This is a genomic window from Streptomyces sp. NPDC026500 (assembly GCF_055567635.1).
This window is the reverse complement of record NZ_JBVHQB010000012.1, coordinates 76236-101106: the sequence shown is the minus strand read 5'-3', so window position 1 is coordinate 101106 and position 24871 is coordinate 76236. Positions and strand designations below refer to the sequence as shown.

At 72.4% G+C, this 24871-nt stretch carries 21 protein-coding genes; 11 read left to right on the top strand and 10 right to left on the bottom strand.

The features are described 5' to 3' along the window. Positions 1-40: 40 nt before the first annotated feature. Positions 41-1090, top strand: coding sequence for a Zn-dependent alcohol dehydrogenase (locus ACZ4N5_RS22485; protein ID WP_467758837.1), 1050 nt, complete (start codon positions 41-43; stop codon positions 1088-1090). A gap of 16 nt (positions 1091-1106) precedes the next feature. Here the strand turns inward: ACZ4N5_RS22485 and ACZ4N5_RS22480 are convergent, their stop codons facing one another. Beyond that, entirely contained in the window at positions 1107-2144 is a 1038-nt protein-coding gene (locus ACZ4N5_RS22480; RefSeq protein ID WP_467758836.1) for a GlxA family transcriptional regulator, read from the bottom strand. Positions 2145-2215: 71 nt separating this feature from the next. Here ACZ4N5_RS22480 and ACZ4N5_RS22475 point away from each other — a divergent pair, with 71 nt between their 5' ends. Further along, a complete protein-coding gene (locus ACZ4N5_RS22475) occupies positions 2216-3550 on the top strand; it encodes an MFS transporter (protein WP_467758835.1) in 1335 nt (444 codons plus the stop codon). A 102-nt stretch (positions 3551-3652) separates the two neighbouring features. Here ACZ4N5_RS22475 and ACZ4N5_RS22470 read toward each other — a convergent pair whose 3' ends face one another. Next, positions 3653-4282: a flavin reductase family protein gene (locus ACZ4N5_RS22470; RefSeq protein WP_467758834.1), complete on the bottom strand. Its 630-nt coding sequence runs from the start codon at positions 4280-4282 to the stop codon at positions 3653-3655. 223 nt (positions 4283-4505) lie between these two features. Between ACZ4N5_RS22470 and ACZ4N5_RS22465 the strand changes: the two genes are divergently transcribed. After that, positions 4506-5414, top strand: coding sequence for a hypothetical protein (locus ACZ4N5_RS22465; RefSeq protein WP_467758833.1), 909 nt, complete (start codon positions 4506-4508; stop codon positions 5412-5414). A gap of 265 nt (positions 5415-5679) precedes the next feature. On the opposite strand, the gene ACZ4N5_RS22460 is transcribed toward ACZ4N5_RS22465, so the two are convergent. The 3 genes from ACZ4N5_RS22460 to ACZ4N5_RS22450 all read right to left on the bottom strand — a co-directional run bounded on the left by ACZ4N5_RS22460 (position 5680) and on the right by ACZ4N5_RS22450 (position 10815). Beyond that, positions 5680-6549: an enoyl-CoA hydratase/isomerase family protein gene (locus tag ACZ4N5_RS22460; RefSeq protein ID WP_467758832.1), complete on the bottom strand. Its 870-nt coding sequence runs from the start codon at positions 6547-6549 to the stop codon at positions 5680-5682. 241 nt (positions 6550-6790) lie between these two features. After that, positions 6791-9016 (bottom strand): acetate--CoA ligase family protein, encoded by a 2226-nt coding sequence (locus tag ACZ4N5_RS22455; protein WP_467758831.1) that lies wholly within the window; start codon positions 9014-9016, stop codon positions 6791-6793. A gap of 590 nt (positions 9017-9606) precedes the next feature. After that, a complete protein-coding gene (locus ACZ4N5_RS22450; RefSeq protein WP_467758830.1) occupies positions 9607-10815 on the bottom strand; it encodes a flavin-containing monooxygenase in 1209 nt (402 codons plus the stop codon). Positions 10816-11166: 351 nt separating this feature from the next. Here ACZ4N5_RS22450 and ACZ4N5_RS22445 point away from each other — a divergent pair, with 351 nt between their 5' ends. The 4 genes from ACZ4N5_RS22445 (at position 11167) to ACZ4N5_RS22430 (ending at position 14026) form a co-directional block, all read left to right on the top strand. Next, positions 11167-11619: a DoxX family protein gene (locus ACZ4N5_RS22445; protein ID WP_467758829.1), complete on the top strand. Its 453-nt coding sequence runs from the start codon at positions 11167-11169 to the stop codon at positions 11617-11619. Between the two features lie 116 nt (positions 11620-11735). Continuing rightward, positions 11736-12182 (top strand): Zn-ribbon domain-containing OB-fold protein, encoded by a 447-nt coding sequence (locus ACZ4N5_RS22440; RefSeq protein ID WP_467758828.1) that lies wholly within the window; start codon positions 11736-11738, stop codon positions 12180-12182. Positions 12183-12288: 106 nt separating this feature from the next. Continuing rightward, positions 12289-12891: a GNAT family N-acetyltransferase gene (locus ACZ4N5_RS22435; protein ID WP_467758827.1), complete on the top strand. Its 603-nt coding sequence runs from the start codon at positions 12289-12291 to the stop codon at positions 12889-12891. 259 nt (positions 12892-13150) lie between these two features. Then, positions 13151-14026: a GNAT family N-acetyltransferase gene (locus tag ACZ4N5_RS22430; protein ID WP_467758826.1), complete on the top strand. Its 876-nt coding sequence runs from the start codon at positions 13151-13153 to the stop codon at positions 14024-14026. A 64-nt stretch (positions 14027-14090) separates the two neighbouring features. On the opposite strand, the gene ACZ4N5_RS22425 is transcribed toward ACZ4N5_RS22430, so the two are convergent. Then, positions 14091-14747: a pyridoxine/pyridoxamine 5'-phosphate oxidase gene (locus ACZ4N5_RS22425; RefSeq protein WP_467758825.1), complete on the bottom strand. Its 657-nt coding sequence runs from the start codon at positions 14745-14747 to the stop codon at positions 14091-14093. A 97-nt stretch (positions 14748-14844) separates the two neighbouring features. Beyond that, entirely contained in the window at positions 14845-16038 is a 1194-nt protein-coding gene (locus ACZ4N5_RS22420) for a thiolase C-terminal domain-containing protein (RefSeq protein ID WP_467758824.1), read from the bottom strand. A gap of 209 nt (positions 16039-16247) precedes the next feature. Between ACZ4N5_RS22420 and ACZ4N5_RS22415 the strand changes: the two genes are divergently transcribed. Further along, positions 16248-17435 (top strand): acyl-CoA dehydrogenase family protein, encoded by a 1188-nt coding sequence (locus ACZ4N5_RS22415; RefSeq protein WP_467758823.1) that lies wholly within the window; start codon positions 16248-16250, stop codon positions 17433-17435. A gap of 98 nt (positions 17436-17533) precedes the next feature. Further along, on the top strand, positions 17534-18124 hold the full coding sequence (locus tag ACZ4N5_RS22410) for a nitroreductase family deazaflavin-dependent oxidoreductase (RefSeq protein WP_467758822.1): 591 nt from the start codon (positions 17534-17536) through the stop codon (positions 18122-18124). Between the two features lie 231 nt (positions 18125-18355). Here ACZ4N5_RS22410 and ACZ4N5_RS22405 read toward each other — a convergent pair whose 3' ends face one another. Continuing rightward, entirely contained in the window at positions 18356-19003 is a 648-nt protein-coding gene (locus ACZ4N5_RS22405; protein WP_261701778.1) for a TetR/AcrR family transcriptional regulator, read from the bottom strand. A gap of 588 nt (positions 19004-19591) precedes the next feature. Here ACZ4N5_RS22405 and kbpA point away from each other — a divergent pair. Further along, the gene (gene kbpA / locus ACZ4N5_RS22400) at positions 19592-20326 is read left to right on the top strand and encodes an AfsK-binding protein KbpA (protein ID WP_467758821.1); all 735 of its coding nucleotides are present in this window, start codon (positions 19592-19594) and stop codon (positions 20324-20326) included. A gap of 395 nt (positions 20327-20721) precedes the next feature. Then, positions 20722-23052: an outer membrane protein assembly factor BamB family protein gene (locus ACZ4N5_RS22395; RefSeq protein WP_467758820.1), complete on the top strand. Its 2331-nt coding sequence runs from the start codon at positions 20722-20724 to the stop codon at positions 23050-23052. 370 nt (positions 23053-23422) lie between these two features. Here the strand turns inward: ACZ4N5_RS22395 and ACZ4N5_RS22390 are convergent, their stop codons facing one another. Further along, on the bottom strand, positions 23423-24181 hold the full coding sequence (locus tag ACZ4N5_RS22390) for an enoyl-CoA hydratase/isomerase family protein (RefSeq protein ID WP_467758983.1): 759 nt from the start codon (positions 24179-24181) through the stop codon (positions 23423-23425). A gap of 188 nt (positions 24182-24369) precedes the next feature. After that, complete coding sequence (locus ACZ4N5_RS22385; RefSeq protein ID WP_467758982.1) at positions 24370-24843, bottom strand: Zn-ribbon domain-containing OB-fold protein; 474 nt, start codon at positions 24841-24843, stop codon at positions 24370-24372. Between the last annotated feature and the right edge of the window lie 28 nt (positions 24844-24871).

The following is a 24871-nucleotide window of genomic DNA, read 5'->3' as shown; positions in this document are numbered from 1 at the left end:
GAACAGCCCGGGGTGGCCCGGGAAGAGGGGAGCTGGCGCGATGCGAGGCGTGATCTTCGACGGGAAGCGGACCCAGGTCGTGGACGATCTGGAGATACGGGACCCGGGCCCCGGAGAGGTCAGGGTGGCGATCTCCGCGGCGGGGCTCTGCCACAGCGATCTCTCCGTGGTGGACGGGACCATACCCTTCCCTGTTCCTGTGGTTCTCGGCCATGAGGGCGCCGGCGTGGTGGAGGCCGTGGGCTCGGGTGTCACCCATGTCGAGCCCGGCGACCATGTGGCGTTGTCCACCCTCGCCAACTGCGGTACCTGCGCCGAGTGCGACCGGGGGCGGCCCACGATGTGCCGCAAGGCGATCGGCATGCCGCAGCGGCCGTTCGCGCGGTCCGGGGAGCCGCTCTACCAGTTCGCCGCCAACTCGGCCTTCGCGGAACACACGGTGGTGAAGGCCGTGCAGGCGGTCCGGATCCCGAAGGACATCCCGCTGACGTCCGCCGCGCTGATCGGCTGCGGGGTCCTCACGGGCGTCGGAGCGGTCCTGAACCGGGCCCGGGTCGACCGGGGCGACACCGTCCTCGTCATCGGCACGGGCGGCATCGGCCTCAACGTCATCCAGGGCGCGCGGCTCGCCGGCGCCCTGCGGATCGTCGCCGTCGACTCCAATCCGGCCAAGGAGGCCGTGGCCCGCCAGTTCGGCGCGACGCACTTCCTGACCTCGACGGACGGGGTGAAGGACATCCTCCCCACCGGCGCCCAGCACGCCTTCGAGTGCGTCGGACGCGTCGAACTCATCCGTCAGGCAGTCGACCTGCTCGACCGGCACGGCCAGGCGATCCTCCTCGGCGTCCCCCCGGCGACGGCCGAGGCGTCCTTCCTCGTCTCCTCGATGTACCTCGACAAGTCCATTCTCGGCTGCCGCTACGGCTCGTCCCGTCCCCAGCGGGACATCGCCCTGTACGCCGAGCTGTACCGCGAAGGCCGGTTGCTCCTGGACGAGTTGGTGACGGCGACGTACCCGATCGAGGATTTCGACAGGGCCGCCGAGGACGCGCACGCGGGGAAGGTGGCGCGGGCGGTGCTGACGTTCTAGGGCGGATCCCGGAACGTCACATCCCGGCTGAGGCGCGGGAGTTCCCGCCGTCGGCCGCGTCGGCCCCGGTTCCCGACCTGAAGGTGCGCCGGTAGGTGGTCGGGGTGACGCCCAGGGTCGCCTGCAGGTGCTGGCGCATCGACTGGGCCGTGCCGAATCCGGCGTCGCGGGCCACGTGGTCGATGGACAGGTCGCTGGACTCCAGCAGATGGCGGGCGTGTTCGACGCGTTGCCGGGTGAGCCACTGGCCGGGGCTGACGCCGACCTCCTCGCGGAAGCGCCGGGTGAAGGTGCGCACCGACATGGACTCCTGCTCGGCCATGTCGCGCAGCTGGATCGGCTCGTGGAGGCGGCCGAGCGCCCAGGCGCGGGCGGCGGTCGTGCCGGCCGACTGCGCCTCCGGCACGGGGCGCTGGATGTACTGCGCCTGCCCGCCGTCGCGGTGCGGCGGTACGACGGTGCGGCGGGCGACCTCGTTGGCGACGGCGGCGCCGTGGTCGCGGCGTACGAGATGCAGGCACAGGTCGATCCCGGCCGCGACCCCGGCGGAGGTGAGGACGTCGCCGTCGTCGATGAAGAGCACGTCCGCGTCGACCTGGATCTGCGGGAAGAGCTGCTGGAAGTGCTCGGCGTGCATCCAGTGCGTGGTGGCCGGGCGGCCGTCGAGATATCCGGCGGCGGCGAGGATGTAGCTGCCGGTGCAGATGGAGACCAGGCGGGTGCCGGGGCGGATGTGCGCGAGGGCGGCGGCCAGCTCGGGGGTCAGTATGCCTTCCTGCTGGACGGGGCCGAGTTCGTACGAGGCCGGGACGACGACGGTGTCGGCGGTGGCCAGCGCCTCTGGTCCGTTGGCGACGAGGACGGCGAAGTCGGCGTCCGTCTCGACGGGGCCGGGCGGCCGCACCGAGCAGGTGACGACCTCGTACAGCGACCGACCGTCGGTGTCCCGCGCCTTGCCGAAGATGCGCTGCGGAATGCCCAGCTCGAAGGGGAGCAGTCCGTCGAGGGCGAGGACGACGACGCGGTGCGGACGGAACGAATCCGAAGGGGCCATGGCCCGATCCTAGCGAACGCTGTCCTTCGGGCCAGTGGTTCGGCGAGGTCCGTTCCCCGAAGCTCTATGGCGTGACCCAGACAACCGAAGCCGCCCCGGCCCCCGAGGACTCCCGGCCCACCCGACCCGCAGCCCGGCACCGCATCCACCGCGCCTGGTTCGTCGCCGCCGTCACCTTCGTGACGATCATCGGCGCGGCGGCCTTCCGGTCGCTGCCCGGACTGCTGATCGACCCGCTGCACCAGGAGTTCCACTGGTCGCGCGGCACGATCAGCGCGGCGGTCTCGCTCAACCTCGCGCTGTACGGACTCACAGCACCGTTCGCGGCGGCGCTCATGGACCGCTTCGGCATCCGGCGCGTGGTGGCGGTCGCCCTGACCGTGATCGCGCTCGGCTCGGGGCTGACGGTGTGGATGACCGCGGCCTGGCAACTGCTTCTCTGCTGGGGCCTGTTGGTGGGCCTGGGCTCCGGTTCGATGGCGCTCGCCTTCGCGGCGACGGTCACCAACCGCTGGTTCACCGAGCGCAAGGGCCTGGTGACGGGCATCCTGACGGCGGCCTCGGCCTCGGGCCAGCTGATCTTCCTGCCGCTGCTGTCCTGGATCGTCACGGAGCACAGCTGGCGGCCGGCCGCGGTGACCGTGTCCCTCGCCGCCCTCGCGGTCGTCCCCTTCGTCTGGCTGCTGCTGCGCGACCACCCGGCCGACGTGGGCCAGAAGCCGTACGGGGCAACGGAGTTCGTGCCGAAGCCCGAGCCGGTGCGGGGCGCCGCCCGGCGTGCGGTGACCGTGCTGCTCTCCGCCGTCCGCACGGGTCCCTTCTGGCTGCTGGCCGGAACGTTCGCGATCTGTGGCGCCTCGACGAACGGCCTGGTCCAGACGCACTTCGTGCCCGCGGCCCACGACCACGGCATGCCCGTCACCGCGGCCGCCTCACTCCTGGCCGTGATCGGCGTCTTCGACGTGGTCGGCACGGTCGCCTCGGGCTGGTTCACCGACCGTTTCGAGCCGCGCCGTCTGCTGGCGGTGTACTACGCCCTGCGCGGCATCTCGCTGCTGTTCCTCCCGATGCTCCTCGCCGCGACCGTGCACCCGCCGATGATCTTCTTCATCGTCTTCTACGGCCTCGACTGGGTCGCCACCGTCCCGCCCACCCTGGCCCTGTGCCGTGAGCAGTACGGCGAGGACAGCGCCATCGTCTTCGGCTGGGTCCTCGCCTCCCACCAGGTCGGCGCCGCCCTCGTCGCCTTCCTCGGCGGCGTCGCGCGCGACACTTTCGGCTCGTACGACGTGGTCTGGTACGCCTCGGGCGCCCTGTGCGCGGCGGCCGCGCTGATGGCCCTGGTCATCCGGCGCCACCGGCCGACGGCTCCGCTGACCGTGGCGCTGTCGCCCGCTGCCGCGTGACGGTGTCGCCCGCTGCCCGGTGGCGGTGTCACCCGCTGCCGGTTGGCGGGGTCGGTCCGCTGCCGCTGGCGGGTCGGTCCGCACTCTGCCCGACGTCTCCCGTCAGGTGAGGAACCGGCCCCTGTGGAAGAGCAGCGGCGGCACGTCCTCGTCACCGTCGCCGTCGCCGCTCGTGCCGAGCGCGTCCACCCGGCCCACCACGATCAGGTGGTCCCCGCCCGTGTGCACCGCGTGGATCGTGCAGTCGATCCAGGCCGCGGTGCCCGCGAGGCGGGGGGAGCCGGAGACCGGAGCGGCGTCGTAGACCACCCCGGCGAACTTGTCCGCGCCGCTCACCGCGAAGCCGCGGCACAAGTCGCCCTGGTGCGCGCCGAGAACATTGACGCAGAAGACGCCGGAACGGGCGATGCGCGGCCAGGTCGTCGACGTACGGCCGACCATGAAGCAGATCAGCGGAGGGTCCAGGGAGAGCGAGGCGAACGACTGGCAGGCGAAGCCGGCCGGGCCCGCCGGGTCCTCGGCGCCGGTGGCCGGTGCCGTCACCACGGTCACGCCCGTCGCGAAGTGCCCCAGCACCCGCCGGAATCGGGCCGGATCGACCGGCGCCCGCTCGTCCTCGCCGACCGCCCGCAGATCCGGCCGCGGCAGCGCCTCGACGGGCCCCGCGACGGTGGGGGCCCCGGCCGACCTGAGGTAGCGGACGGCGGCGGCGGCCATCCCTGCGTGTCCCATCACACCGACCATTGAAGCTGACGGAGTGTCAGATGGGAAGGGGTTCGCGAGGCCGGGAGCGCGGCAGCGCGACAGGTCGGGGCGGCGGCCCGGCAAGGGTGCCCGAGTGGTGGCCCGGAACCCCTTGCGGCGCACCGTGGCTCGCCCGCGTATCTTTCGCCCCATGGGGTCGGGAAACTCCGGGAGGCCTCAGCGCCCCCGGTCGGGATGGACGCTTGTGGAGGTGAACCTCGCCGCGGCGATCTGTGCGGCGCAGTTCGCGGTCGCGGTCACCGTCTGGTGGGTCGGGACGTTCGACGACGACGACCACGGCGCGGGGCTGGGAGGTGGATTCGCCGCCGTCGGGGTGCTGTGCCTGCTGGTCTTCGGGCCGCCCCTGCTCGGCCTTCTGGGACTGCTGCACGCGGTGACGTTCACGATGCCGGCGGCCACGCTCGCCCGGCTGGTGACCCGTCGCGCACCCGGTTCCGAGGGTGTCTGGCATCCGGCCCTCGTGCCGGCGCTCGGCACGCTGTGGGCCGCGCTCGCGGTCGCACTCTTCGGCCTCGCACCCACCGGCACCACGGCCCTGCTGATCGCGGTGTCCGGTGTCCCGCCCGCACTGGGTGTCGCCCGGATGCGGTGGCGCGAGCGTGTCACCGGACGTCCGCCGGCCGGCCGGCGCATCTGGCTCCGCTCGGCGCTCGCGGCCCTCGGGGGGTGCGGACTGGTCGTCGCGGCGGGCACGGTGGGCCTGGCCACCGGACTCGTCCAGGAGTACGAGCCTCCGAAACTCGGGGCGGACCAGCTCACCGGCGTCTGGCACGGTGATCACGGGGCCGTGCTGCGGCTGCGCGCCGGCGGCCGGGCCGAGCTCGCGGCGCTGCCCGCCCAGCCCGAGTTCGGGGACGTGGCCACCGAGGAGTTCACGCGCTGCGACGGCACCGGCACGTGGTTCCTCGACACCGGCGGCCGCTACGACCCGTACGTCGACGGGCCCATTTCCGAGCGGCGGGACGGTGTCGTCGTCCGCGTCGACGACTGCGGCCACGACACGTACTGGACGATCGGCGGCACCGCGGCGCACCCGGAACTGTTCGTCCTCTTCGGCGACCCCGACGCGGGCGACCTACGCATACTGAAACAGAGCTGAACGGGCGGGCGCTGCTCCAGCACGGGCCGACCCTGCTTCCGTGCGGGCCGCCCTGTCTCCGTGCGGGCGGGTGCTCTCTTCGCGCGGGCCGACCCTGCTTCTGTGCGGGCCGCCTTGTCTCCGTGCGGGCGGGTGCTCTCTTCGCGCGGGCCGACCCTGCGTCAGTGCGGGCCGAGCCTGCCTCCGTACGGGCCGCCCCTGCTTCAGCGCGGGCCGGCGCTCCTCTTCGCGCGGTCGGGCCTTGGTGCTGCCCGGCCGCGTCAGGTCAGCGGCCCTTGTAGCGGGGACTCCGCCGCTCCACGAAGCTCGCCACACCCTCGTTGGCGTCCACCGTCGTCATGTTGATCTCCTGCGCCGCCGCCTCCGCCGCGAAGGCGCTGCCGCGGTCGGTGTCGAGGGAGGCGTTGACCAGCTGTTTGGTGAGGGCGAGGGTCCGGGTGGGCCCGGCGGCGAGCCGCTCGGACCACTTACGCGCCGTCTTCTCCAATTCCTCCGGCGGTACGACCCTGTTGACGAGCCCGATCCGCTCGGCGTCCGCGGCGCTCAGCGCGTCGCCGAAGAACATCAGCTCCTTGGCCCGCTGCGGACCGACAAGCCGGGTCAGGAGGTAGGCCCCGCCGCCGTCCGGTACGAGACCGCGGCGCACGAACACCTCTATGAACCGGGCCGGTTCGGCCGCCAGGACGAGGTCGCACGCGAAGGCGAGGTGCGCGCCGATCCCGGCCGCCGTGCCGTTGACCGCCGCGATCACCGGTTTCTCGCAGTCGAGGACGGCGGCGATCAGACGCTGTGCGCCCAGCCGGATGGTGCGGGCGACATCGCCGGGCACCCGCTCCCCGGCGGGCGGACCGCCCCGTAGATCCGCTCCCGCGCAGAACCCGCGCCCCGTCGCCGTGATGACCACGGCCCGCACGCCGGGGTCGGCGGACGCCGCCGCGAGCAGCTCGATCACGCGTTCCCGCTGGTCCCAGGTGAGCGCGTTCATCGCCTCGGGCCGGTCGAGGGTGATCCACGAGACCGCATTGTCAGTGGCGTGACGTATCAATGAGTCGAGGGACTTTTCGGCTGTTTCATGGGATGTGGCTGTTTCATGAGATTCGGGAGCTTCACGGGACGCACGGGGGGAGTCGGTCATGAGGGTGCTCCGTTTCGTACGGGGGTCGCGGACGGGTCCGCCGAGCGGCGCGCATGGCCTGGTCGGCGCGTGTCGGCGCGTGGGAACGCGCCGGCGGGCCCGTGCGTGGCGACGGGCCGGTGCGTGGCGACGGGCCGGCGCGCGCGACCGTCCCGAAGCCGAGTCCGAAGCCGAAGGCGGAGCCGGAGCCGGACGGAGCCGGGGCGGCGGAGCCGAGGCCGGAGCCGGTGTGGGCGTTGGATCAGCGGCACATCACCAGTGCGTCCAGGGCCACCGCCCCCTGTCCGCGTGGCAGCACCATCAGCGGATTGATGTCCAGCTCCGAGATGTCGTCCCCGAGTTCGAGCGCCATGCGCTGGACCCGGATCACGACCTCGACCAGCGCGTCCACATCCACCGGCGGAGCCCCGCGCACCCCGTCGAGGAGCGCCCGCCCCCGCAGCTCGGACAGCATGGCCCGCGCCTGGTCGTCGCCGAACGGCGGCACGCGTACGGCGACGTCGCGCAGCACCTCGACGAGGACCCCGCCGAGCCCGACGGTCACGGTCGGCCCGAAGAGCTGGTCGTGTGTGACGCCGACGACCATCTCGACGCCCCGCTCGACCATCTGGCAGACGAGGACGCCGTCGAGGGAGACGCCCTCGTAGCGGGCGATGTCGGTCAGCTCGCGATAGCCGTCGCGGACCTGGCTGGCGGAGGTCAACCCGATCTTGACCAGGCCGAGTTCGGTCTTGTGGGCGATCTGGGCGCCGGAGGCCTTCATGACCACCGGGTAGCCGACCTGGCTCGCCGCCCGCACGGCCGCCGCCGCGCTGGTCACCAGCTGCTCGCGCGGTACGCGGATCCCGTACGCGCGCAGCAGCTGCTTGGCCGCGTGTTCGCTCAGCTGCTGACCCGGGCGCATCAGGGCCTGTGCCTTGCGGAAGGAGGGCGACGGGGTGCGCGGGGCCTCGTCGAAGGGGGAGCGGTAGGCGGCGGTGAAGCGCGCGTGGTCGAGGTGGGCGCGGACGGCGGTGATGCAGTTGGCGAACGTACGGAAGGTGGCGACCCGGGACGACCCGAGCAGCGTCTCGCGGTAGGCCGCCTCGGTGCCGACCGGCGATCCCCACACCACGCAGACCAGCTTGTCCGTCTGTTCCGCCGCGTCCACCAGGTCCTGCGCCAGCTTGTCGCTCATGGGCGGGAACGGCCCGGTGATCGGGCAGATCAGTACGCCGACGGCGGGGTCGGCGAGGATCGCGTCGATGATCTTCCGGCCGCGCCAGTCGCCGACCGGGTGACCGCCGTTGTCGACCGGGTTGGCGACGTTCAGGTAGTCGGGTATCCAGGTGTGCAGCTCGGCCTGTTTGGCGTCCGAGAGAACCGGCAGGTCCAGCCCGGCCTCGCTCGCCAGGTCGGCGAAGTGCGCGCCCGTGCCGCCCGAGATCGAATAGACGACGACCCCGTCGGCCTGCGGGGCGCGGGCCCGCGCCAACAGGGCCGCCGTGTCCTGGAGTTCGTCGAGCCCATCGACGCGGATCACGCCGAACTGCCGCATCGCCGCGTCCACCACGGTGTCGGCGCCGGTCAGCTTGCCGGTGTGTGACGCGGCGGTGCGGGCGCCGGTCTCGGTGCGGCCGACCTTGACCGCGACGACGGGCACTCCGCGCCGGGCGGCGCGGTCGGCGGCGAGCAGGAAGGAGCGGCCGTCCTTGAGCCCCTCGACATAGCAGGCGATGGCGCCGACCTCGGGCCGTTCGGAGAAGTAGGAGATGAAGTCCGCGGTCTCCAGGTCGGCCTCGTTGCCGGTGGGCGCCCAGTGGGAGAGGCGGACGCCCAGCTGCTGCATCGCGAACACCGGCCGTCCCTGGTGGCCGGACTGGGTGATGAGGGCGACCGCGGGGCCGTCGAGGTCGTCGCGGAAGTTCTCGAAGGCGTTGAGGTTGGTGTTGGGCCCGAGCAGCCGCAGACCGGAGCCGCGCACGGCGGCGGCGAGCCGGGTCTGCGCGGCGGCGCCCTCGGCCCCGGTCTCGGCGAACCCGGACGCGAAGGCGACCGCGAACTTGACCTTGGCCTCGGCCAGTTCCTCGATCACCGGAAGGGGGTCGCCGACGAGGAGCACGGCCAGATCCACCTGCTCCGGCAGGTCCGCGACGGAAGGGAGACACGGCAGGCCGAAGACGGACCGACGGGTGGGATGCACCGGGTGCAGCCGGGCGCCGACCCGCTCGGCCCAGCCGATCAGCTGCCGGGTGATCCCCGTGTTCGGCCGACCCTCGGTGTCCGAGGCGCCGATCACGGCCACGGACTCGGGACGGAAGAAGCGGTCCAGATCGGGCACGGTGGCGTACAGCGGGCGACCGCTGACGTCCAGGTCGTCGACCTCGGCCGGCCGTCCGTGCACGACCGGCGAGGGCTGCTCGCCGCAGGCGATGACCCGGGCCCGGCGGGAGTCGGTGGTGAGGGTGCCGTGGGTTGATCCAAGCATCGGTCCGCCCGCTCCTGTGTGACAGCCAACTTTTAACTGACGCAGTGTCAGATTACTTAACTGACGCCATGTCAGGAACCGTTGTGCAGGCAAAGGCTGTGGAGGTGGAACGGGAGAGCGCCGGACGCGGGGCGCGCGAGTATGCGCGGCGGGCTCCAGCTATGTACCCGCCACGCGCCGCCGGGGAACCCGACGCCGTGCGGCGACGTGACGGTCGGCTGCGGGCATACCGGGATGGGCGCGCCGGAAAGGGCACGCCTGGGTGTCGTCGCCGGTGAGTGTGCCGGCGGGTGGTGGGCCCGTCGGTCGGGTGGTCGTGCCCGCGGATGGTGGCTGTCTCGGCCCGGTGGGCGTGCGTGCGGGCGGTGACTGCGTCGGCCCGGTGCGGCGTGTCGGCGGGCGGTAGGCGTGTCGGCCGGGTGGGCGCCAGGCCGCGCAGCAGCGGGGCCATGGTGCCGGCGCGGGCCTGGGTGCGCGGCGCGGCGGTGTCGATGCGCATGAGGACCGGTGCGGGCTGGTCGAGCCGGTGCGTCAGGTCGAACAGGTCCAGGCCCCCGGCCGGACTTCGGGGTCGGCGGGTGGTGGGTGTGTCAGCGCGTGGCCGACTTGGCCTCGGTCTTGGAGGCGTGCCGGGCGACCGCCTTCGCGATCTTCTCGGCGTCCAGGGCGAGTTCGCGGAACATGCCGCTGATGGGGTTGGTGAAGCCGGTGAAGTACAGGCCGGGCGCGTTCTTCGGGGTGTGTCCGCCGTGCACGACCGGGTGCCCGCGACCGTCGAGCACGTCGAGGTGTCCGACCACGCCTTCCAGGGCTCGCAGGTATCCCGTCGCGGCGATCACCACGTCCGGGTCGATCCGGCTCCCGTCGGCGAGGACGGCCTTGTCGTCCTCGAAACCCTCCACCGCGGCCACGATCTCGACCTTCCCCTTGCGGACGGCGTCGATGAGACCGACGTCCTGGACGGGGATGGAGCCCTCGTTGACGCGGGAGTAGAGCCCGGTGCCGGGGCGGGGCAGACCCTGCGCCGCCAGGTCGGGCACGCTCAGCTTCGCCATCGGCCCGGCCAGCCCGTCCACGAGGCGCACCGGCAGCCGCCGTACGAGGATGCCCGTGAACTGCGCGGCCCAGCCGGCCGTCGAGCGGCGCACGATGTGCGGCGCGGTGCGCACGGACAGCCGTACGCGCGAGGCGCCGCCCTCGATCAGGTCCACGGCGATCTCGGCGCCGGTGTTGCCGACGCCGACGACGAGGACGTCACGGCCCGCGTAGGGGGTGGGGTTGCGGTACTCACCGGCGTGCAGCAGCTTGCCGGTGTAGGTGTCGCGGCCGGACCAGTCGGGGACGCGCGGGGTGTGGTTGTAGCCGGTCGCGACGACCACCGCGCTGCCGGTCAACTCACGGCCGCCGGTGGCGTGCAGCAGCCAGCCGTCGCCGCCCGGGGCGGGCTCGATGCGCGAGACCTCGACGCCCGTGACGATCTCCAGCGCGTGGTGCTCGGCGTACTTCTCCAGATAGCGCACCACGTTGTCGCGCGACACCCACCGCCCGAACGAGCGCGGCATCGGCAGCCCCGGCAGCGCGGACAGCCGCCGGGTGGTGTGCAGGTGCAGCCGGTCGTAGTGGCCGCGCCAGGACGCGCCGACCTGGTCCGACTTCTCCAGTACGACAGCTCGTACGCCCCGGGCGCGCAGCGCGTACGCGGCCGCGAGCCCCCCGGGGCCGCCCCCGATCACGTACACGGGGCGGTCCTCGTGGGACGGCACCGTGCGGGGGGTCGTGGAAGCAGTCGAGTCGGCCATAGCGCGAGCGTAATCACGCCTTTGCTTGATAGGTCTCGGTCAAGACCGGAATCGGTTGCGAACTGGTCACGACTGTGGGAAAGGTGGGTGCGACTGGTGTCGTAGATCACTTCAGTGTGGCGATGGTGTGCGAAAAGCGCGTTGTCGTCGCAGGTGGGCACCTTGGCGTACGCCTTTTGCGGGAGCGGGGGATCGGCTCCCCGCGCTCCTTGTGAAGGCTGAAGCGGGAGGGTGTCGGCGCGGTGCCGATCGCGTACTCCTCGCCGACGGGTGCCGGCCTCTTGCGCGGGCGCCCCGGGCAGTCGAAACTGACGTTCCGTCAGATTCGGCGGCTCTGCGGGAGGTTCGGCCATGGACACGATCTGGCTCGGCGGGGCGGAATGGCTGGCCGTGCTCCGTATCGGGCTCGGGCTGTGGTGGCTGGAGAGCTGGCGGCACAAGGACAAGAAGGGCTGGTTCGAGCGCGGGACCGGGATCGCGTGGGCGGCGGATGTCGCGTCCAAGCACCGGTGGAACGCCGTACGGTCCGGTTTCGACGCGATTGTCGCACCGCGCCCGCGGACGATGGCCTACGTCGTCGTCTACGCGGAGCTGGCCCTCGGCCTCGGACTGGTGGCCGGACTGCTGACACCCGTCGCCCTGGTCGCGGGCCTGCTCCTCAACGTCCTCTACTTCACGCTCATGATCCACGACTGGGCGGAACAGGGGCAGAACGCGATGATGGCGCTGGTCTCGGCCGTCGGCCTGTTCGCGATGTCCTGGCAGACATGGTCCCTGGACAACGCGCTGGGGCTCTTCCAGTGAGCGGGACCGTGCGGGGCGGGGGAGCGGCGGGCGCGGCGCGTTCCGCGGGTGCGACCGGTTCGGTGAGTGCGAGCGGTTCGGCGGGTGCGACCGGTTCGGTGAGTGCCGCCGGTTCCGTGAGTGCGACAGGTTCCGTGGGAGCGGGGGGCTCCGGCGGCGGGTTCGACGTGCCCGAGGTGGATGCCTTCACTCGGCCGTACTGGGACGCGGCGGCCGAGGGGCGGCTGTTGATCAGGCACTGCGCGGCCTGCGACCGTGTTCACCACTACCCCCGGGAGTTCTGTCCGCACTGCTGGAGCGAGGACGTGAGCTGGCGCCCCGCGAGCGGAGGCGCCACGCTCTACACCTGGTCCGTCGTGCACCGCAACGACCTGCCGCCGTTCGGCGGGCGCGTGCCGTACGTCGCCGCCGTCGTCGACCTGGCGGAGGGCCCCCGGATGATGACCGAGGTGGTCGAGTGCGAGGAGGCGGCGCTGCGGATCGGGATGAACCTGGAGGTGGCGTTCCGGGAGGGTGTCCCTGTGTTCCGGCCGGCCCCGCATCACGCGCTGGAGACGGACTGAGTCCTTTTGCGGAGACCGACCGGAAGCCGGGCTGCCGCGGGGTCCTTCCGAAAGCCCGGTCCGTTGTGGGAGTGACCTGAGGGCGTGAACGGGTTTGAATAGTTGGATGTCCGTCCATGAGCAGTTCGCTGTCCATCCCTTCCCCGAGCTGGCAGGCCTCGGTCTGCTGCTGCGCCCCTGGGACCCGGAGTCCGACGCCGATGTCTCTGCGTATCTGCGCGGGCTGGCCGATCCGGAGTTACAGCGCTGGAACACCCCGCTCAAGTCCGTCCGGGACATCGACGCAGCCCGTGAGGCGCTCGGGAGGCGTGTCGCCGCCGCGACGAGCGGCACCGGGGTCTCCTTCTGCGTCACCGACGCCGAGACCGGCGAGACACTGGGCCACATCGGCGTCAACGAGATCGACCACGTGATGGGCTGCGCCCGAGTCGGCTACTGGGTCCTCCCGGACTCCCGCGGCCGCGGGGTCGCCACCCGCGCCCTCACCCTCGCCGCCCGCTACAGCTTCGTCGATCTCGCCCTGCACCGCCTCGAACTCGGCCACGCCGTGGGCCACGAGGTGTCCTGTCGGGTCGCCGAGCGCTGCGGATTCCGGTACGAGGGGACCCTGCGCGGCGCGATGTTCGAGGCGGGCCGCCACGACGCGTTCCGCGACGTCCACCTGCACGGCCGGCTGTCGTCGGATCCGGACCCGGCGCCGGCCGGCTAGGGCCTGTCCGACCATGCGCGTCGGATCGGGCCCGGCGTCCGGTGCCGTGCATCGCGAGAGGGAGGGTCGCCCTCGTACCGGGCGTACTCGGGCGTGCCCGACACCGCGGCGTGGGGGTCCCCCCTGCTCGAAGAGCTTGGGGGAGTGCGGTGCCAGGCGTCGCGGCCCGGCGGGAACGGTCGACAGGCCCTGGTGGACGAGGTCGGCGCCCGCCGAAAAATCGGAGGCACGGCGCGGTGGTCGCACGGGATCATCGGACATGACCTCCTCCGTGACGTACGACTGGCAGCTCACCCGTGACCTCGACGTGTTTCTCGGCACGGCCGGAGACTTTCTCCGGTCGCGGCCCGCGCAGCACACCGTCGCGCTGACCGTGACGGACGCGCTGCGAAGGCGCGGCATGGACGGGTTCGGAGGGAGCGCGCCGGTCTTCGGGTTCCTGGAGCGGGACGGGGCGGTCCGGGCGGCCTTCTTCCGCACGCCGCCGTACCGGCTGAACGTCACGCCGCTGGACGAGCGGGGCGCGGGCGCGCTCGCCGCGCTGCTCGCGGACGCGGAGATCGAGGTGCCCGGTGTCTCCGCCGACACCGACACCGTGGCGGCCTTCGTGGAGGCCTGGCAGCGGCGGACCGGAGCGACGGCCGCGCTGCTGCGCGGCGAGCGGCTCTACCGGCTCGGCGACCTGACGGTGCCCGAGCCCGCGCCGCCCGGCCGGGCCAGGGTCGCGGGCGAGGCCGACCGGGACCTGCTCGCCCGCTGGTACACGGAGTTCGCCGAGACGATCGGCGAAGGCGCTCACCGCGACGGCGGCGCCTGGGCCGACGACCGGATCTCCTACGGCGGCATCACCCTCTGGGAGACCCCGGACGGCACCCCCGTCGCCATGGCGGGCGCGACACCCCCGATCGCCGGACAGCTCCGCGTCGCCCCCGTCTACACCCCGGCCCACCTGCGCGGCCGGGGGTACGCCGGTGCCGTCACCGCCGAGGTGAGCCGCGCCGCGGTCGCCGCCGGCCTCCAGGAGGTGCTCCTCTTCACCGACCTCGCCAATCCGACCAGCAACGGCCTGTACCGGCGCATCGGCTACCGCCCCGTCTCGGACTTCGCGACATACGACTTCACGTACGACGTGTAGGCGACGCGGAGGGCGACACCCAGGAGCGACGAGCAGGCCGTCGCGTCCGTGGTCGTCGCCGGTGTCACGGCCACAGCAGTTCGGTGGACCAGCCGGCGTCCGCGCGGCGGTAGACGAGCCGGGCGTGGCGTCGGCGGGCGTCACCCTGGAAGAACTCGACTTCGTCCGGGCGCAGGCGGTAGAGGGTCCAGGTGGGGGCGGGGGAGTCCGGGGCGCTCTCGGCCCGTTCCCAGGCCAGTTCCGACGCCCGGTCCAACTCCGCCCGGGAAGGCAGGACTTCGCTCTGGTGCCCCACCAGCGCGGCGGCCAGCGCACCGGTGGACCGGGCGTGCAGGTCCGCCTGGCCCTCCTCGGGCGGTGCGACCGTGACAGGGCCGCGGAGCCGGATCTGGCGCCCCTGCGCGGGCCAGTAGAAGCCGAGAGCGGCGTACGGCCGCGCGGTCAGCTGGCGTCCCTTGCGGCTCGTCATGTGCGAGGCGAACGCCCAGCCCCGGTCGTCCGCGCCGTGCAGCATCACCGTCCGGACGTCGGGCAGCCCGTCCTCGTCGGCCGTCGCCAGCGACACCGTGTGCGGCTCGGTCTGCCCGGCCGCCACCGCCTCCGCGAACCACCGGGTGAACAGGGCCAGCGGGTCCGCCGGTGCCTCCTCCGGTGCGAAGCCGGGCAGCTCCGTGTCCCACACCCGCAGCGATCTCAGCAGCTCATGAAGATCCGGTTCCATGGCACCGAGTATCACTCGGGACGGGTCGACACCGCCGTGTGAAGGTGCTCGCACCCACCCCTCATGCCCCTCGCGCCCCGCGTCGCGTGCCGAGCCCTCACCCCCGCCCCAGCACCACCGTCCCCGACGAGCAGAACCAGCCCCCCGTCCCGGACGCCACCGCCAGCTCGGGCAGCGTGCCGTCGGGACGTCGTACCTGCCGTTGCTCCGGGACCTCGCCCCGCAGCTGCCGTACGGCCTCCACGAGCAGGAACAGGCCGCGCATTCCAGGGTGTTGGGCCGACAGACCGCCCCCGTCGGTGTTCACCGGCAGTTCCCCGTCCACCAGCAGCCGCCCCTTCGCGGCGTCCACGAAGGCGCCGCCCTCGCCCTTGGCGCAGAAGCCGAGGTCCTCCAGGGTCACGAGGGTCATGTAGGTGAAGGCGTCGTAGATCTCGGCGAAGTCGATCTCGGCCGGGCGGATTCCGGCGCGTTCGAAGGCGAGCCGGCCGCTCACCGCCGCCGGGGAGACGGTGAAGTCCGCCCACTCGGACATGGTGGTGTGGGAGACGTGCTCGCCGGTGCCGAGCACCCACACCGGGACCGTACGGCAGTCGCGCACGTACTCCTCGGCGGCCAGCAGCACCGCCGCGCCGCCGTCGGAGCGGATGCAGCAGTGCAGCTTGGTGAAGGGGTCCGCGATCATCGGCCCCGACAGGACGTCGTCGACGGTGACCGGGGCGCGGAACATCGCCTCCGGGTTGTGGGCGGCGTTCGCGCGGGCCTGGACGGCGACCGAGGCGAGCTGTTCGAGGGTGGTGCCGTACGTGTGCATGTGGCGGCGTGCGGCCATCGCGTACTTGGCGATGAGCGTGTGGCCGTAGGGGACCTCGAACTGGAGCGGGCCCCGGGCGCCGAAGGACAGGTTGCCGGTGCGGCGGCCCGCCCTGATGTCGGCGCGGGCGGTGGAGCCGTAGACGAGCAGGACGGCGTCGGCGTGGCCCGCCGCGATGGCGTCGGCCGCGTGGGCCGCCATGACCTCCCAGGTGGACCCGCCGACGGAGGTCGAGTCGACCCACGTGGGCCGCAGCCCCAGGTATTCGGCCACTTCGACGGGTGCGAGCGTGCCGAGCCCCGCCGACGCGAAGCCGTCGATCACCGAACGGTCCAGGCCGGAGTCGGCCAGCGCGCGGCGCGCCGCCTGGGCGTGCAGCGCGTACGGGGTCGCCTCGTCCACGCGGCCGCAGTCGGACAGGGATATGCCGACGACGGCGACCTTTCGACGGCTGTGGCCCGGGGTGGCGTGAGTCATGAATCTGACGGTACATCAGATGACTGCATCGGATAACTGCCTCGCCGGGAGGTGGTCGCACCCCTGTGCATCTGGAACCCCCCGCCCTAACATGACGGCCCGTCAGATCCGGGAGTCCGCTGCCCGGCCGTCCCGCTGTCCAGGTGCCTTGCCGCCCCGCTGTCCCGCTGTCCAGCCGTCTCGCTGCCCGACGAGGGAGGAGCCCGCCCATGGATGCCCATCTCACCGCGGAGCAGGAGGAAATCCGCCGTACGCTGCGGGAGTTGCTCGTGAAACGGTGCGGCTCGGAGGAGCTGAGGACCGCCGAGCAGACCCCGGGCGGCTACGACCCGGCGCTCTGGGAAGCCCTCGCTCAGCAGCTCGGGCTGCCCGGACTCGCCCTCCCCGCGACATACGGGGGTGTCGGCTGCTCGATGACCGAACTCGCCCTCGCCTGCGAGGAGTCGGGCCGTGCTCTCGCCCCCTCACCACTGCTGTCCACCGCCGTCCTCGCCGCCCCGCTGATCCTGGCCCTCGGCACAGAGGCCCAGCGAGCCGCCCTGTTGCCGGCGCTGGCCTCGGGCACGCCGACCGCCGCCCTCGCGATACCCGGCGCGGGCCTCGCCACCGCTCTCGGGCTGGTCGGCGACAACCACGGCGACTGGGCCGGCGGCGGACGCGCCGGGGGTGTCCAGGCGCGCCGGGTGGATGGTGCCTGGCGGCTCTACGGGCAGGCGGCGCAGGTGCTCGACGGGCACAGCGCCGGGCTGCTGGTCGTGGCCGCGCACACCGGCGGGTTCGCGCGGTCGCGGACGCTGCTGTTCCTGGTGAGGTCCGATGCCGACGGGCTCGTACGCGCTCGGCAGACGTCCTTGGACGCGACACGGCCACAGGCCCGGCTCGAACTGCGGGACGTGGAAGCCGAGTTGCTGGGCGACGAACAGGCCGACGTGCCCGCCGCGCTGGCCGCCGTCGGGGACACCGCCGCCGCCGTCCTCGCCGTGGAGGCCGTGGGCGCCGCCGACCGCGCGCTGGAACGCACCGTCGAATACGTGCGCCGGCGTGAGCAGTTCGGGCGGGCGATCGGCTCCTTCCAGGCGGTCAAGCACCGGCTCGCGGACGTGTACGTGGGCGTGCAGTCGGCGCGCTCGGCGGCGTACTACGCGGCGTGGGCCACCGGGACGGGCGGCGAGCGCGTGGGCGGGCTCGCGCTGGCCCAGGCGCTGGAGTCCCTGCGCACCGCCGCCTCCGAGGGCATCCAACTGCACGGCGGCATCGGCTTCACCTGGGAGCACGACGCCCATCTCTACTTCAAGCGCGCGTCCGGCGACGAACTGCTCTTCGGCCCCGTGCACCGGCTGCGCGCCCACGCCGCCGACGTCGCGCGTCTCTTCGACGGCGGAGAGGTGACGGTCTGATGGCGGCGGCGAGGCGTTCGCGAACGGGGAGCGGCGCGGAGAGCGGTGCGGGATCCGGCGCCGGTGGAAGGGCGGGTACGGGGACCGGGGCGAGAAGGATGCCCGGCGTGCGGCTGGTGCAGAGGGTGTCCTCCACCCGGACCTTCGCCAGAGTGGCTCCTCACCTCATCCCGGCCCTCGACCGTGCCGTGCACCGGCTCACGCGCTGCAAGGTGCTGCTCAGCGCGCAGATGCTGCCGGGGGTCGTCCTCACCGTGCGCGGCGCCAAGAGCGGCCTGGAGCGCCGCACCCCGCTGGCGTGCATGCCGGAGCGCGATGCGCCGGGTGCGGTGCCGGGTGCCCGCTCGGGTGCGGTGTCGGGTGCGGTGCCGGATGCCGGCTCGAGTGCGGCGGCGGGGGCCGGCTGGATCCTCGTCGGGTCCAACTTCGGCCGTACGGACCACCCCGCCTGGACCGCGAATCTGCTCGCCCATCCCGACGCGGTCATCAACTGGAAGGGCGAGGACATTCCCGTGACCGCCCGACTCCTCACGGGTGAGGAACGGGCCGCGGTCTGGAGGGCGGCGCTGGCGTTCTGGCCGCCGTACGCCACCTATCAGGCCCGGGTGGACCGGGAGATACGGCTTTTCAGAATCGTGCGCCGCCCGGTGCCTGCCGATACCGCGGAAGGCGAGGTCCGGTCGGGCTGAACGACGGTCGGGCTGAACGACGGTCCGGCCGATCGTTCGGTCCGTTCGGTGAGCCGGGTCCGGCCGGGTCCGCCCGGTCCGCCTGGTCCGGTGGCGGTCAGGGGTTCCCGTGGACGACCACGGCCGGTCCTCCTCGCCCGTACAGCGCAGCGGGCGGCAGTCCACCGGAATGTTCCTCCGGAATGAACTGCCGCCCGCATGACAGGAGCTGGGGCGTTCGGATGCGGGAATCTACTTCGTCGGCTTCTTTCCGGTCACGCCCAGATACACCAACAGCGCTAGGTTCGGCTTGAGTTCGGCCTGCTTGACGCCCCAGCTCTGGAACCCCTTCTGGTGCGAGGCGACCGCCGCGAGCATGGCGACGAGGGAACCGGCCATCGCGGCCGGGTTCACGTCCTTGTCGACCTTGCCCTTGGCCTGGAGATCGGTGACCGAGTCAGTGAGGGAGTTGTTCACGGAGTTCAGGATCTTCATGCGGATCTTGTAGAACCGCTTGTCGCCTTCGGCGGCACCGAGATCGACGACTCGAAGGATCGCGTCGTTCTTCCGCCAGAACTCCAGGAAGCCGTCGACGAGTTCCTGCGCGGTCTGCCAACCGGCTTTGCCGACCCAGGAACGCCCTTCGAGCAACTGGGTCAACCCCGCGCCCTCGGCGGCCATTTGCTCGGCAATCTCCAGGACGGCGCCTTCGACGTCCGGGAAGTACTGGTAGAAGGTCGCCGGTGAAGTGCCTGCCTTCCGGGCGACGTCAATGACTTTGACATCCCGGTAGGGCGAGGAGCTGAGCATCTCGCTGAGGCAGTCGAGCAGCTTCTGCCGGGTCGCCTGCCCACGTCGTCCGGCCACGCGGCCGTCGACGGTACGCACTTGTCCTGTCATGCCGTCAGCTTACCGAGGGGTGATCGGAGCGCGATTCGGCCGACTGCAAATGGGGTGCGGCCGTACATCGCGGGGGTTCAGCGGGGGTTCAACGGGGGGTTCACCAGGGACTCCGAGGGGTTCTCCGGCATTCCCTGAGGCGGCACGCGAACCCCAGGCAACGGTTCGCGCGTTCCGGTGCGGATGCCCGTGGACGGTCGGGGCCTTCTCGTACGGACACCCCGGGACGGTGCACGGGTTCCCGTACGGTAGGGTGCACGGGTTCCCGTACGGTCGCCGCAGGCGTGATCACGAGCCCCGTGCGGTCGCCCCGGCGTGATGCTCCACCTCCCGTACGTTCGCTCCGGGCGTGATGCGCGACCCTCCTGTGCGGTCGTCCCGGGGAAAGACCGCTCGCCTTCCCGAGCGGCCTCTCAGGGAAGGCCGCTCGTGTCCCGTCCAGCCCCCGGGAGGGCCGCTCGCGTTCCCGCCCGGCCTCCCCGGAAATGGCGCGAACGTTCCCCTGCGGCCCCCTGAGCAGGGGGCGGGCGTCACCGGAGCAGGTGCGCATGCCCTGCGGGATGCGGAAAGGGCCGTTAGCTTGGCCGCATGGCCGAATCCGCCGTTGTCGCCGAGTTCTCCGAGGGTGTGCCCTGCTGGATCGACGCACAGCTCCCCGACGTCGAGGCGGGCAAGCGCTTCTACGGTGAGCTCTTCGGCTGGACGTTCCCCGAGGAGTCCGGCCCGGCGGGCTGGGCGGAGCTGGACGGTGAGCCGGTAGCGGCGCTCACGCCCAAGCGGGACGGCCGGATGCCCACCGTGTGGACGGTGTACTTCGCGACGCCGGACGCCGTGGCGCTCACCCGGCGGATCACGGAGGCGGGCGGCCAGATCATCACCGCGCCCACCGAGGCCGGAGCGTCGGGCGAGCTGGGCACGGCCGCCCTCGCCACCGACCCGGAGGGCGCCGTCTTCGGCCTGTGGCAGCCCGGCTCCCACGCGGGCTTCGCCAAGCGCCACGAGCGGCGCACGTTCTGCTGGGCCGAGCTGTACGCGCGCGACACCGCGACCGTCGACCGCTTCTACGGCGCCCTGTTCCACGACGCGCTGTTCGGGCCCGACGCGACGCCCGATTTCGGCCGCGTCCCCGTATCGAGCGTCTTTCCGGCCGAGATGCCTCCCCACTTCCTCGTCCATTTCGGAGTCGAGGACTGCGAGGAAACACTCGGGACGGTGAACCGGCTCGGCGGCCGTGTCCAGGTGACACCCTTCGACACGTCGTACGGGCGGCTGGCCGTCGTCACGGACAACCAGGGTGCGTCGTTCGCGGTACTTGAACGGTGAACGTGCTTCGACCAGCCGTGACACCTCTTCAGTACTGACGATGCTTCAACGTTAAATTGCTTGGACGATCGCTTCGACGACATGGGCCGAAACGCTTCTGCGATGAGGGGTGCGGTATTTCGAAGTGAGGGACGGCACTTCTGGGGGTGCGGGGCGGGGTACTTCTGGGGTGAGGGGCGCATTTCGGCCCTGAACCGTCGCGCCCTGGCGGCCGTACTTCTGAACGGGGCGGTTGGTTTGTCACGAGACACCCCGATCCGCCCCCTGGTTCGCAACCGGCGGCTCGGCCAGGAAGAATCGGGGTGCGTGCCGCCATGGCGGTGCGGTGGTGAGACGCTGCACTGGGCCGCGTTCATACGTGGATGACGCGACCCGTACGGGGAGGTGGCAGGCAAGTGGTGGATCAGCTGACGCAGCACGATCCGCGCCGGATCGGGCCGTTCGAGGTGCTGGGACGGCTGGGTGCCGGCGGCATGGGGCTGGTCTATCTCGCGCGCTCGGCTTCCGGCCGACGCGTGGCGATCAAGACGGTCAGGACGGAGCTCGCCGAGGACCAGTTGTTCCGGGTCCGCTTCTCGCGCGAGGTCGAGGCGGCCCGCGCCGTTTCGGGCTTCTACACGGCGGCCGTGGTCGACGCCGACGCCCGTGCCGCGGTGCCGTGGCTGGCCACCGCCTACGTGCCCGCGCCCTCGCTCGAAGAAATAGTGAATGAGTGCGGGCCGCTCCCGGCCCAGGCGGTGCGCTGGCTGGCGGCCGGCGTCGCGGAGGCGCTGCAGTCGATCCACGGCGCGGGACTCGTCCACCGCGACCTGAAGCCCTCCAATGTCCTGGTGGTCGAGGACGGACCGCGCGTGATCGACTTCGGTATCGCGTCCGGCGTCTCGAACACCCGTCTGACCATGACCAATGTCGCCGTCGGCACCCCCGCCTACATGTCGCCCGAGCAGGCGAAGGACTCGCGCAGCGTCACCGGCGCGAGTGACGTCTTCTCGCTCGGCTCGATGCTCGTCTTCGCGGCCACCGGACACGCCCCCTTCCATGGCGCCAACCCCGTGGAGACGGTCTTCATGCTGCTCCGCGAGGGCCCGGACCTCGAAGGCCTCCCCGATGAGCTGCGCCCGCTCATCGAGTCCTGCATGCAGATGGACGCCACGGCCCGCCCCAACCCCGCCGACCTCCAGGCACAGCTGGCACCCCACCTCTTCGGCTCCGGCTCCGACGACAGCGGTACGGCGTCGGCGTGGCTGCCCGAGCGGGCGGTGGGCCTGATCGAGACGCGCCGCGGCGGCCGTCCGCCGGTCAAGCCGCCGGCCGGGGGGAGCGGACGCAGTGGCGGGGGGCGCGCAGTGGTTCCTCCGCCCCCTTCGCACGCCCCGGTGCCCGTGGGAGCGCCCGACACCGGCCCCGTGCGCCTCGCGGGCGCCAAGGTACCCATCGGTCCCGGCCCGCGGGTCCTGGACGCCCGTGCGGCGGCCGTGAAGGCGCCGCCCCCGGAGGCCGGGCTCGCGGCGTCCTGGTCCCGGCCGCGTATCGGCGTGAACGGCGCCGAACCGGCGCCCGTGCCCACGGTCGCGCCCCCCGTGCCCGACTCGTCGGCCGGCTGGCGCCCCTGGCGCTTTCGTATGTCGAACGATGTCTGGGGCACTCCCTCGGTCGCCGACGACCTCGTCTACGTCACCTCCTTCGAAGTCCACGCCCTCGACGTCGCGACCGGCCGCCGCCGTTTCAAGACCCGTGACGTGGCCTGGTCGATGGCCGTGGCGGACGGCCGCATCCACGCGTCCGACGGGCCCACGCTGTTTGCGCTCGAAGCCAGGGAGGGCGCGGACCTCTGGCGCCTGTCCACCGACGCCTGGGTCTACTCCCTGCAGGCCGAGCGCGGAACGGTCGTCACCGGCACGCGCGGGGGCGGCGTCCAGGCGTGGGAGGCCTCGAACGGCCAGAAGCTCTGGGAGATCAGCGGCGCTCAGACGGACTTCGAGTCCCCGGAGGCCGGTCCGGCGATCCACGACGGCACGGTGTACGTCTGGAAGGACGCGCGGCTGCGTGCGCTGGAGGCCCGTACGGGCGAGGAGCGTTGGTCGTACCCGATCGGCGACGCGGCCTCCTGCGGCGGTGTACCGGTCCGCATGACCCACGCGCCCGACGGCTACGTCTACATCTGCGCCGGCACCCGCGTCCTCGCCGTCGACGTGGCCAGCGGTCACGTCCGCTGGCACTTCGAGGCCCCGGCCGTCTTCCTCTGCCCGCCCACCTTCGCTCAGGGCCCCGCGGTGACGGGCGGTGGCGTCTACCTCGCCGACTACCTCGGCACGGTGTACGCCCTCGACGCGACCGACGGCCGCGACCGCTGGCGCATCGCCACCGAGTCCCGTGCCTCCACGGAGCCGGTCCTCGTCGCCGCCGGACACGTCCATGTGGGCAGCGGCAAGGGCCTGTACACGCTGGACGCCGTCACCGGCACCCCGAAGTGGCGCTTCCAGGCCGGGGGCGACCTGGTCGGCGCCCCGGTGGTGGCCGAGGGCCGTATCCACTTCGGCTCCACGGACCATCTCCTGTACACCCTGAAGGCCGACGACGGGCGCCTGCGCTGGAAGCTGGCCACCGGCGGTGAGATCACCGGGGCGCCCGTGGTCAAGGACGGTGTCGTGTACGCGTGCAGCAAGGATCGCTGCGTCTACGCGCTGGACGCGGAGAAGGGGACCGGGACGGCCCGCACGACGTGAGACGGCTCCGCCCGGGACCTCTGTGACGGCCGCCGTACCGGGCACGGAAGGATCTCCGGACGGCGGCCGTCGTTCGCGCGAGCGGCCTGCGGGAAGCCGCTCCGGCTGCCGACGCTACGCCCGGCGTGACCAACCCGCCACACGGAGCGACGGCCCGGCCCGGCGCGACGCTCCCTAGGGCCTGTCCGACCGTTCCCGCCGGGCCCACGGCGCCTGGCACCGCACTCCCCCAAGCTCTTCGAGCAGGGGGGACCCCCACGCCGCGTTGTCGGGCACGCCCGAGTACGCCCGGTACGAGGGCGATCCCTCCGCCTTGCGACGCACGGCACCGGACGCCGCGGTCGATCCGACGCGAAGGGTCGGACAGGCCCTAGCGCAGTCGGAACCCCCGTCGCCGTGCCGAGAACAGTCCCGCCTGCCGCTCGCCCGGGAGGTTGCCGAGGGTGACGAGGTGCGGGGCGTGCGCGAGGGCCGCAGCACGGGTCGCCTCCTGCGCCAGCCACAGCGCGCGTACCGTCCCCTGGACGGCTTCGGCCGGGTAGGACGCGATGACCTTCGCGCACTCGAGGGCCGCCGCCAACGCCCCGCCCGGAGAGGTGAGTTCGGACACCAGCCCCACCTCGTACGCCCGCCGCGCGGAGATCCGCTCGGCGGTCCCCATCAGCGCCATCCGCGCCACCTCCCCGAACGGCATCCGCTGCGCGAGGTAGACGGACTCGTACGCGCTGACCATTCCGTACGTCGTGTGCGGGTCGAAGAAGGTCGCCTCCTCGTCGGCGACCACGAACTCAGCCTCGCCGAGCAGGTAGAAGGCGCCGCCGCACGCCATCCCGTTCACGGCAACAATCACCGGCTTCCACAGGTCGTTGGCCTTCGGGCCGATCGTGGCGAGCGGGTCGTCCACCATGTAGGGGGAGTTGGGCTGCGGAACATCGACACCCCGGTCGATCCCGGTGCAGAAGGCCCGCCGTCCCGCGCCGGTGACGACGAGCGCCCGTACGGTGTCGTCGAACCGGAACTCGCGCCAGGCGGCGACCAGTTCGGCCGCCGTGCCGAGGTCGATGGCGTTGAGCCGGTCCGGCCGGTCGAGCGTGAGAACGGCGACACCGGCGTCCTTGTCGACGCTCACCGCGAGCCCGCCGCCCTTCGCCCCGCCGGCCTCGACGGAGCCCGCGCCTGCCGCGCGCTCGCCGTTCACCGCCTCGCCGTTGCTCGCCGGACCGGCGGCCGCCGCACTGCCCGAGCCCGATCCCGCCCCTCCCGCACTCGCGTTCGCCCCCGCCCCGGCCCTGTCCCTGCTTTCACCCGCGTCCCCGTTCACGTCCGCTCCAGGACCCAGCGCGGGACGGTCACGCCGTTCACCTCGGTGAACACCGCCTGCACCCGTGCGCCGATCCGAATCCGTTCCGGTGGAACGGAGTTGATGGGATCGTCCGGCCCGCTCACCAGATTTCCGACCAGCCGTATCCGTGGCGCGTCGGCGAGCTCCACCACGATCGCGTTGTACGGGGCCCGCGCCGCGTAGGCGGGAAGGAGCGGGGGATGCGGGACGACGTACGACCAGATCCGGCCCAGCCCGCTCATCCTTCGCCACTCGCTCGCGAAGGAGTGGCAGTGCGGGCAGCAGGGGCGGGGCGGAAAGCGGAGTTCACCGCAGTCGGCGCAGGACTGGACGCGGAGTTCGCCCCGGGCGGCGTACTGCCAGAAGGGCGCGCCGTCGTCGTCGAGGACGGGAGACAGGAGGGGCTCGTCCGTCCTGCCCGGCTCGTCCGTCTTGCTCAGCTCGGCCATCCCGTTCAGCTCGGCCATCTCGTTCATC

Bases quoted from the DNA above. Each gene is read 5' to 3' on its own strand.
- ACZ4N5_RS22485 (WP_467758837.1), top strand. From the start codon at position 41: ATGCGAGGCGTGATCTTCGACGGGAAGCGGACCCAGGTCGTGGACGAT.
- ACZ4N5_RS22480 (WP_467758836.1), bottom strand. From the start codon at position 2,144: ATGGCCCCTTCGGATTCGTTCCGTCCGCACCGCGTCGTCGTCCTCGCC.
- ACZ4N5_RS22470 (WP_467758834.1), bottom strand. From the start codon at position 4,282: ATGGGACACGCAGGGATGGCCGCCGCCGCCGTCCGCTACCTCAGGTCG.
- ACZ4N5_RS22460 (WP_467758832.1), bottom strand. From the start codon at position 6,549: ATGACCGACTCCCCCCGTGCGTCCCGTGAAGCTCCCGAATCTCATGAA.
- ACZ4N5_RS22455 (WP_467758831.1), bottom strand. From the start codon at position 9,016: ATGCTTGGATCAACCCACGGCACCCTCACCACCGACTCCCGCCGGGCC.
- ACZ4N5_RS22450 (WP_467758830.1), bottom strand. From the start codon at position 10,815: ATGGCCGACTCGACTGCTTCCACGACCCCCCGCACGGTGCCGTCCCAC.
- ACZ4N5_RS22445 (WP_467758829.1), top strand. From the start codon at position 11,167: ATGGACACGATCTGGCTCGGCGGGGCGGAATGGCTGGCCGTGCTCCGT.
- ACZ4N5_RS22435 (WP_467758827.1), top strand. From the start codon at position 12,289: ATGTCCGTCCATGAGCAGTTCGCTGTCCATCCCTTCCCCGAGCTGGCA.
- ACZ4N5_RS22430 (WP_467758826.1), top strand. From the start codon at position 13,151: ATGACCTCCTCCGTGACGTACGACTGGCAGCTCACCCGTGACCTCGAC.
- ACZ4N5_RS22425 (WP_467758825.1), bottom strand. From the start codon at position 14,747: ATGGAACCGGATCTTCATGAGCTGCTGAGATCGCTGCGGGTGTGGGAC.
- ACZ4N5_RS22420 (WP_467758824.1), bottom strand. From the start codon at position 16,038: ATGACTCACGCCACCCCGGGCCACAGCCGTCGAAAGGTCGCCGTCGTC.
- ACZ4N5_RS22415 (WP_467758823.1), top strand. From the start codon at position 16,248: ATGGATGCCCATCTCACCGCGGAGCAGGAGGAAATCCGCCGTACGCTG.
- ACZ4N5_RS22410 (WP_467758822.1), top strand. From the start codon at position 17,534: ATGCCCGGCGTGCGGCTGGTGCAGAGGGTGTCCTCCACCCGGACCTTC.
- ACZ4N5_RS22405 (WP_261701778.1), bottom strand. From the start codon at position 19,003: ATGACAGGACAAGTGCGTACCGTCGACGGCCGCGTGGCCGGACGACGT.
- kbpA (WP_467758821.1), top strand. From the start codon at position 19,592: ATGGCCGAATCCGCCGTTGTCGCCGAGTTCTCCGAGGGTGTGCCCTGC.
- ACZ4N5_RS22385 (WP_467758982.1), bottom strand. From the start codon at position 24,843: ATGGCCGAGCTGAGCAAGACGGACGAGCCGGGCAGGACGGACGAGCCC.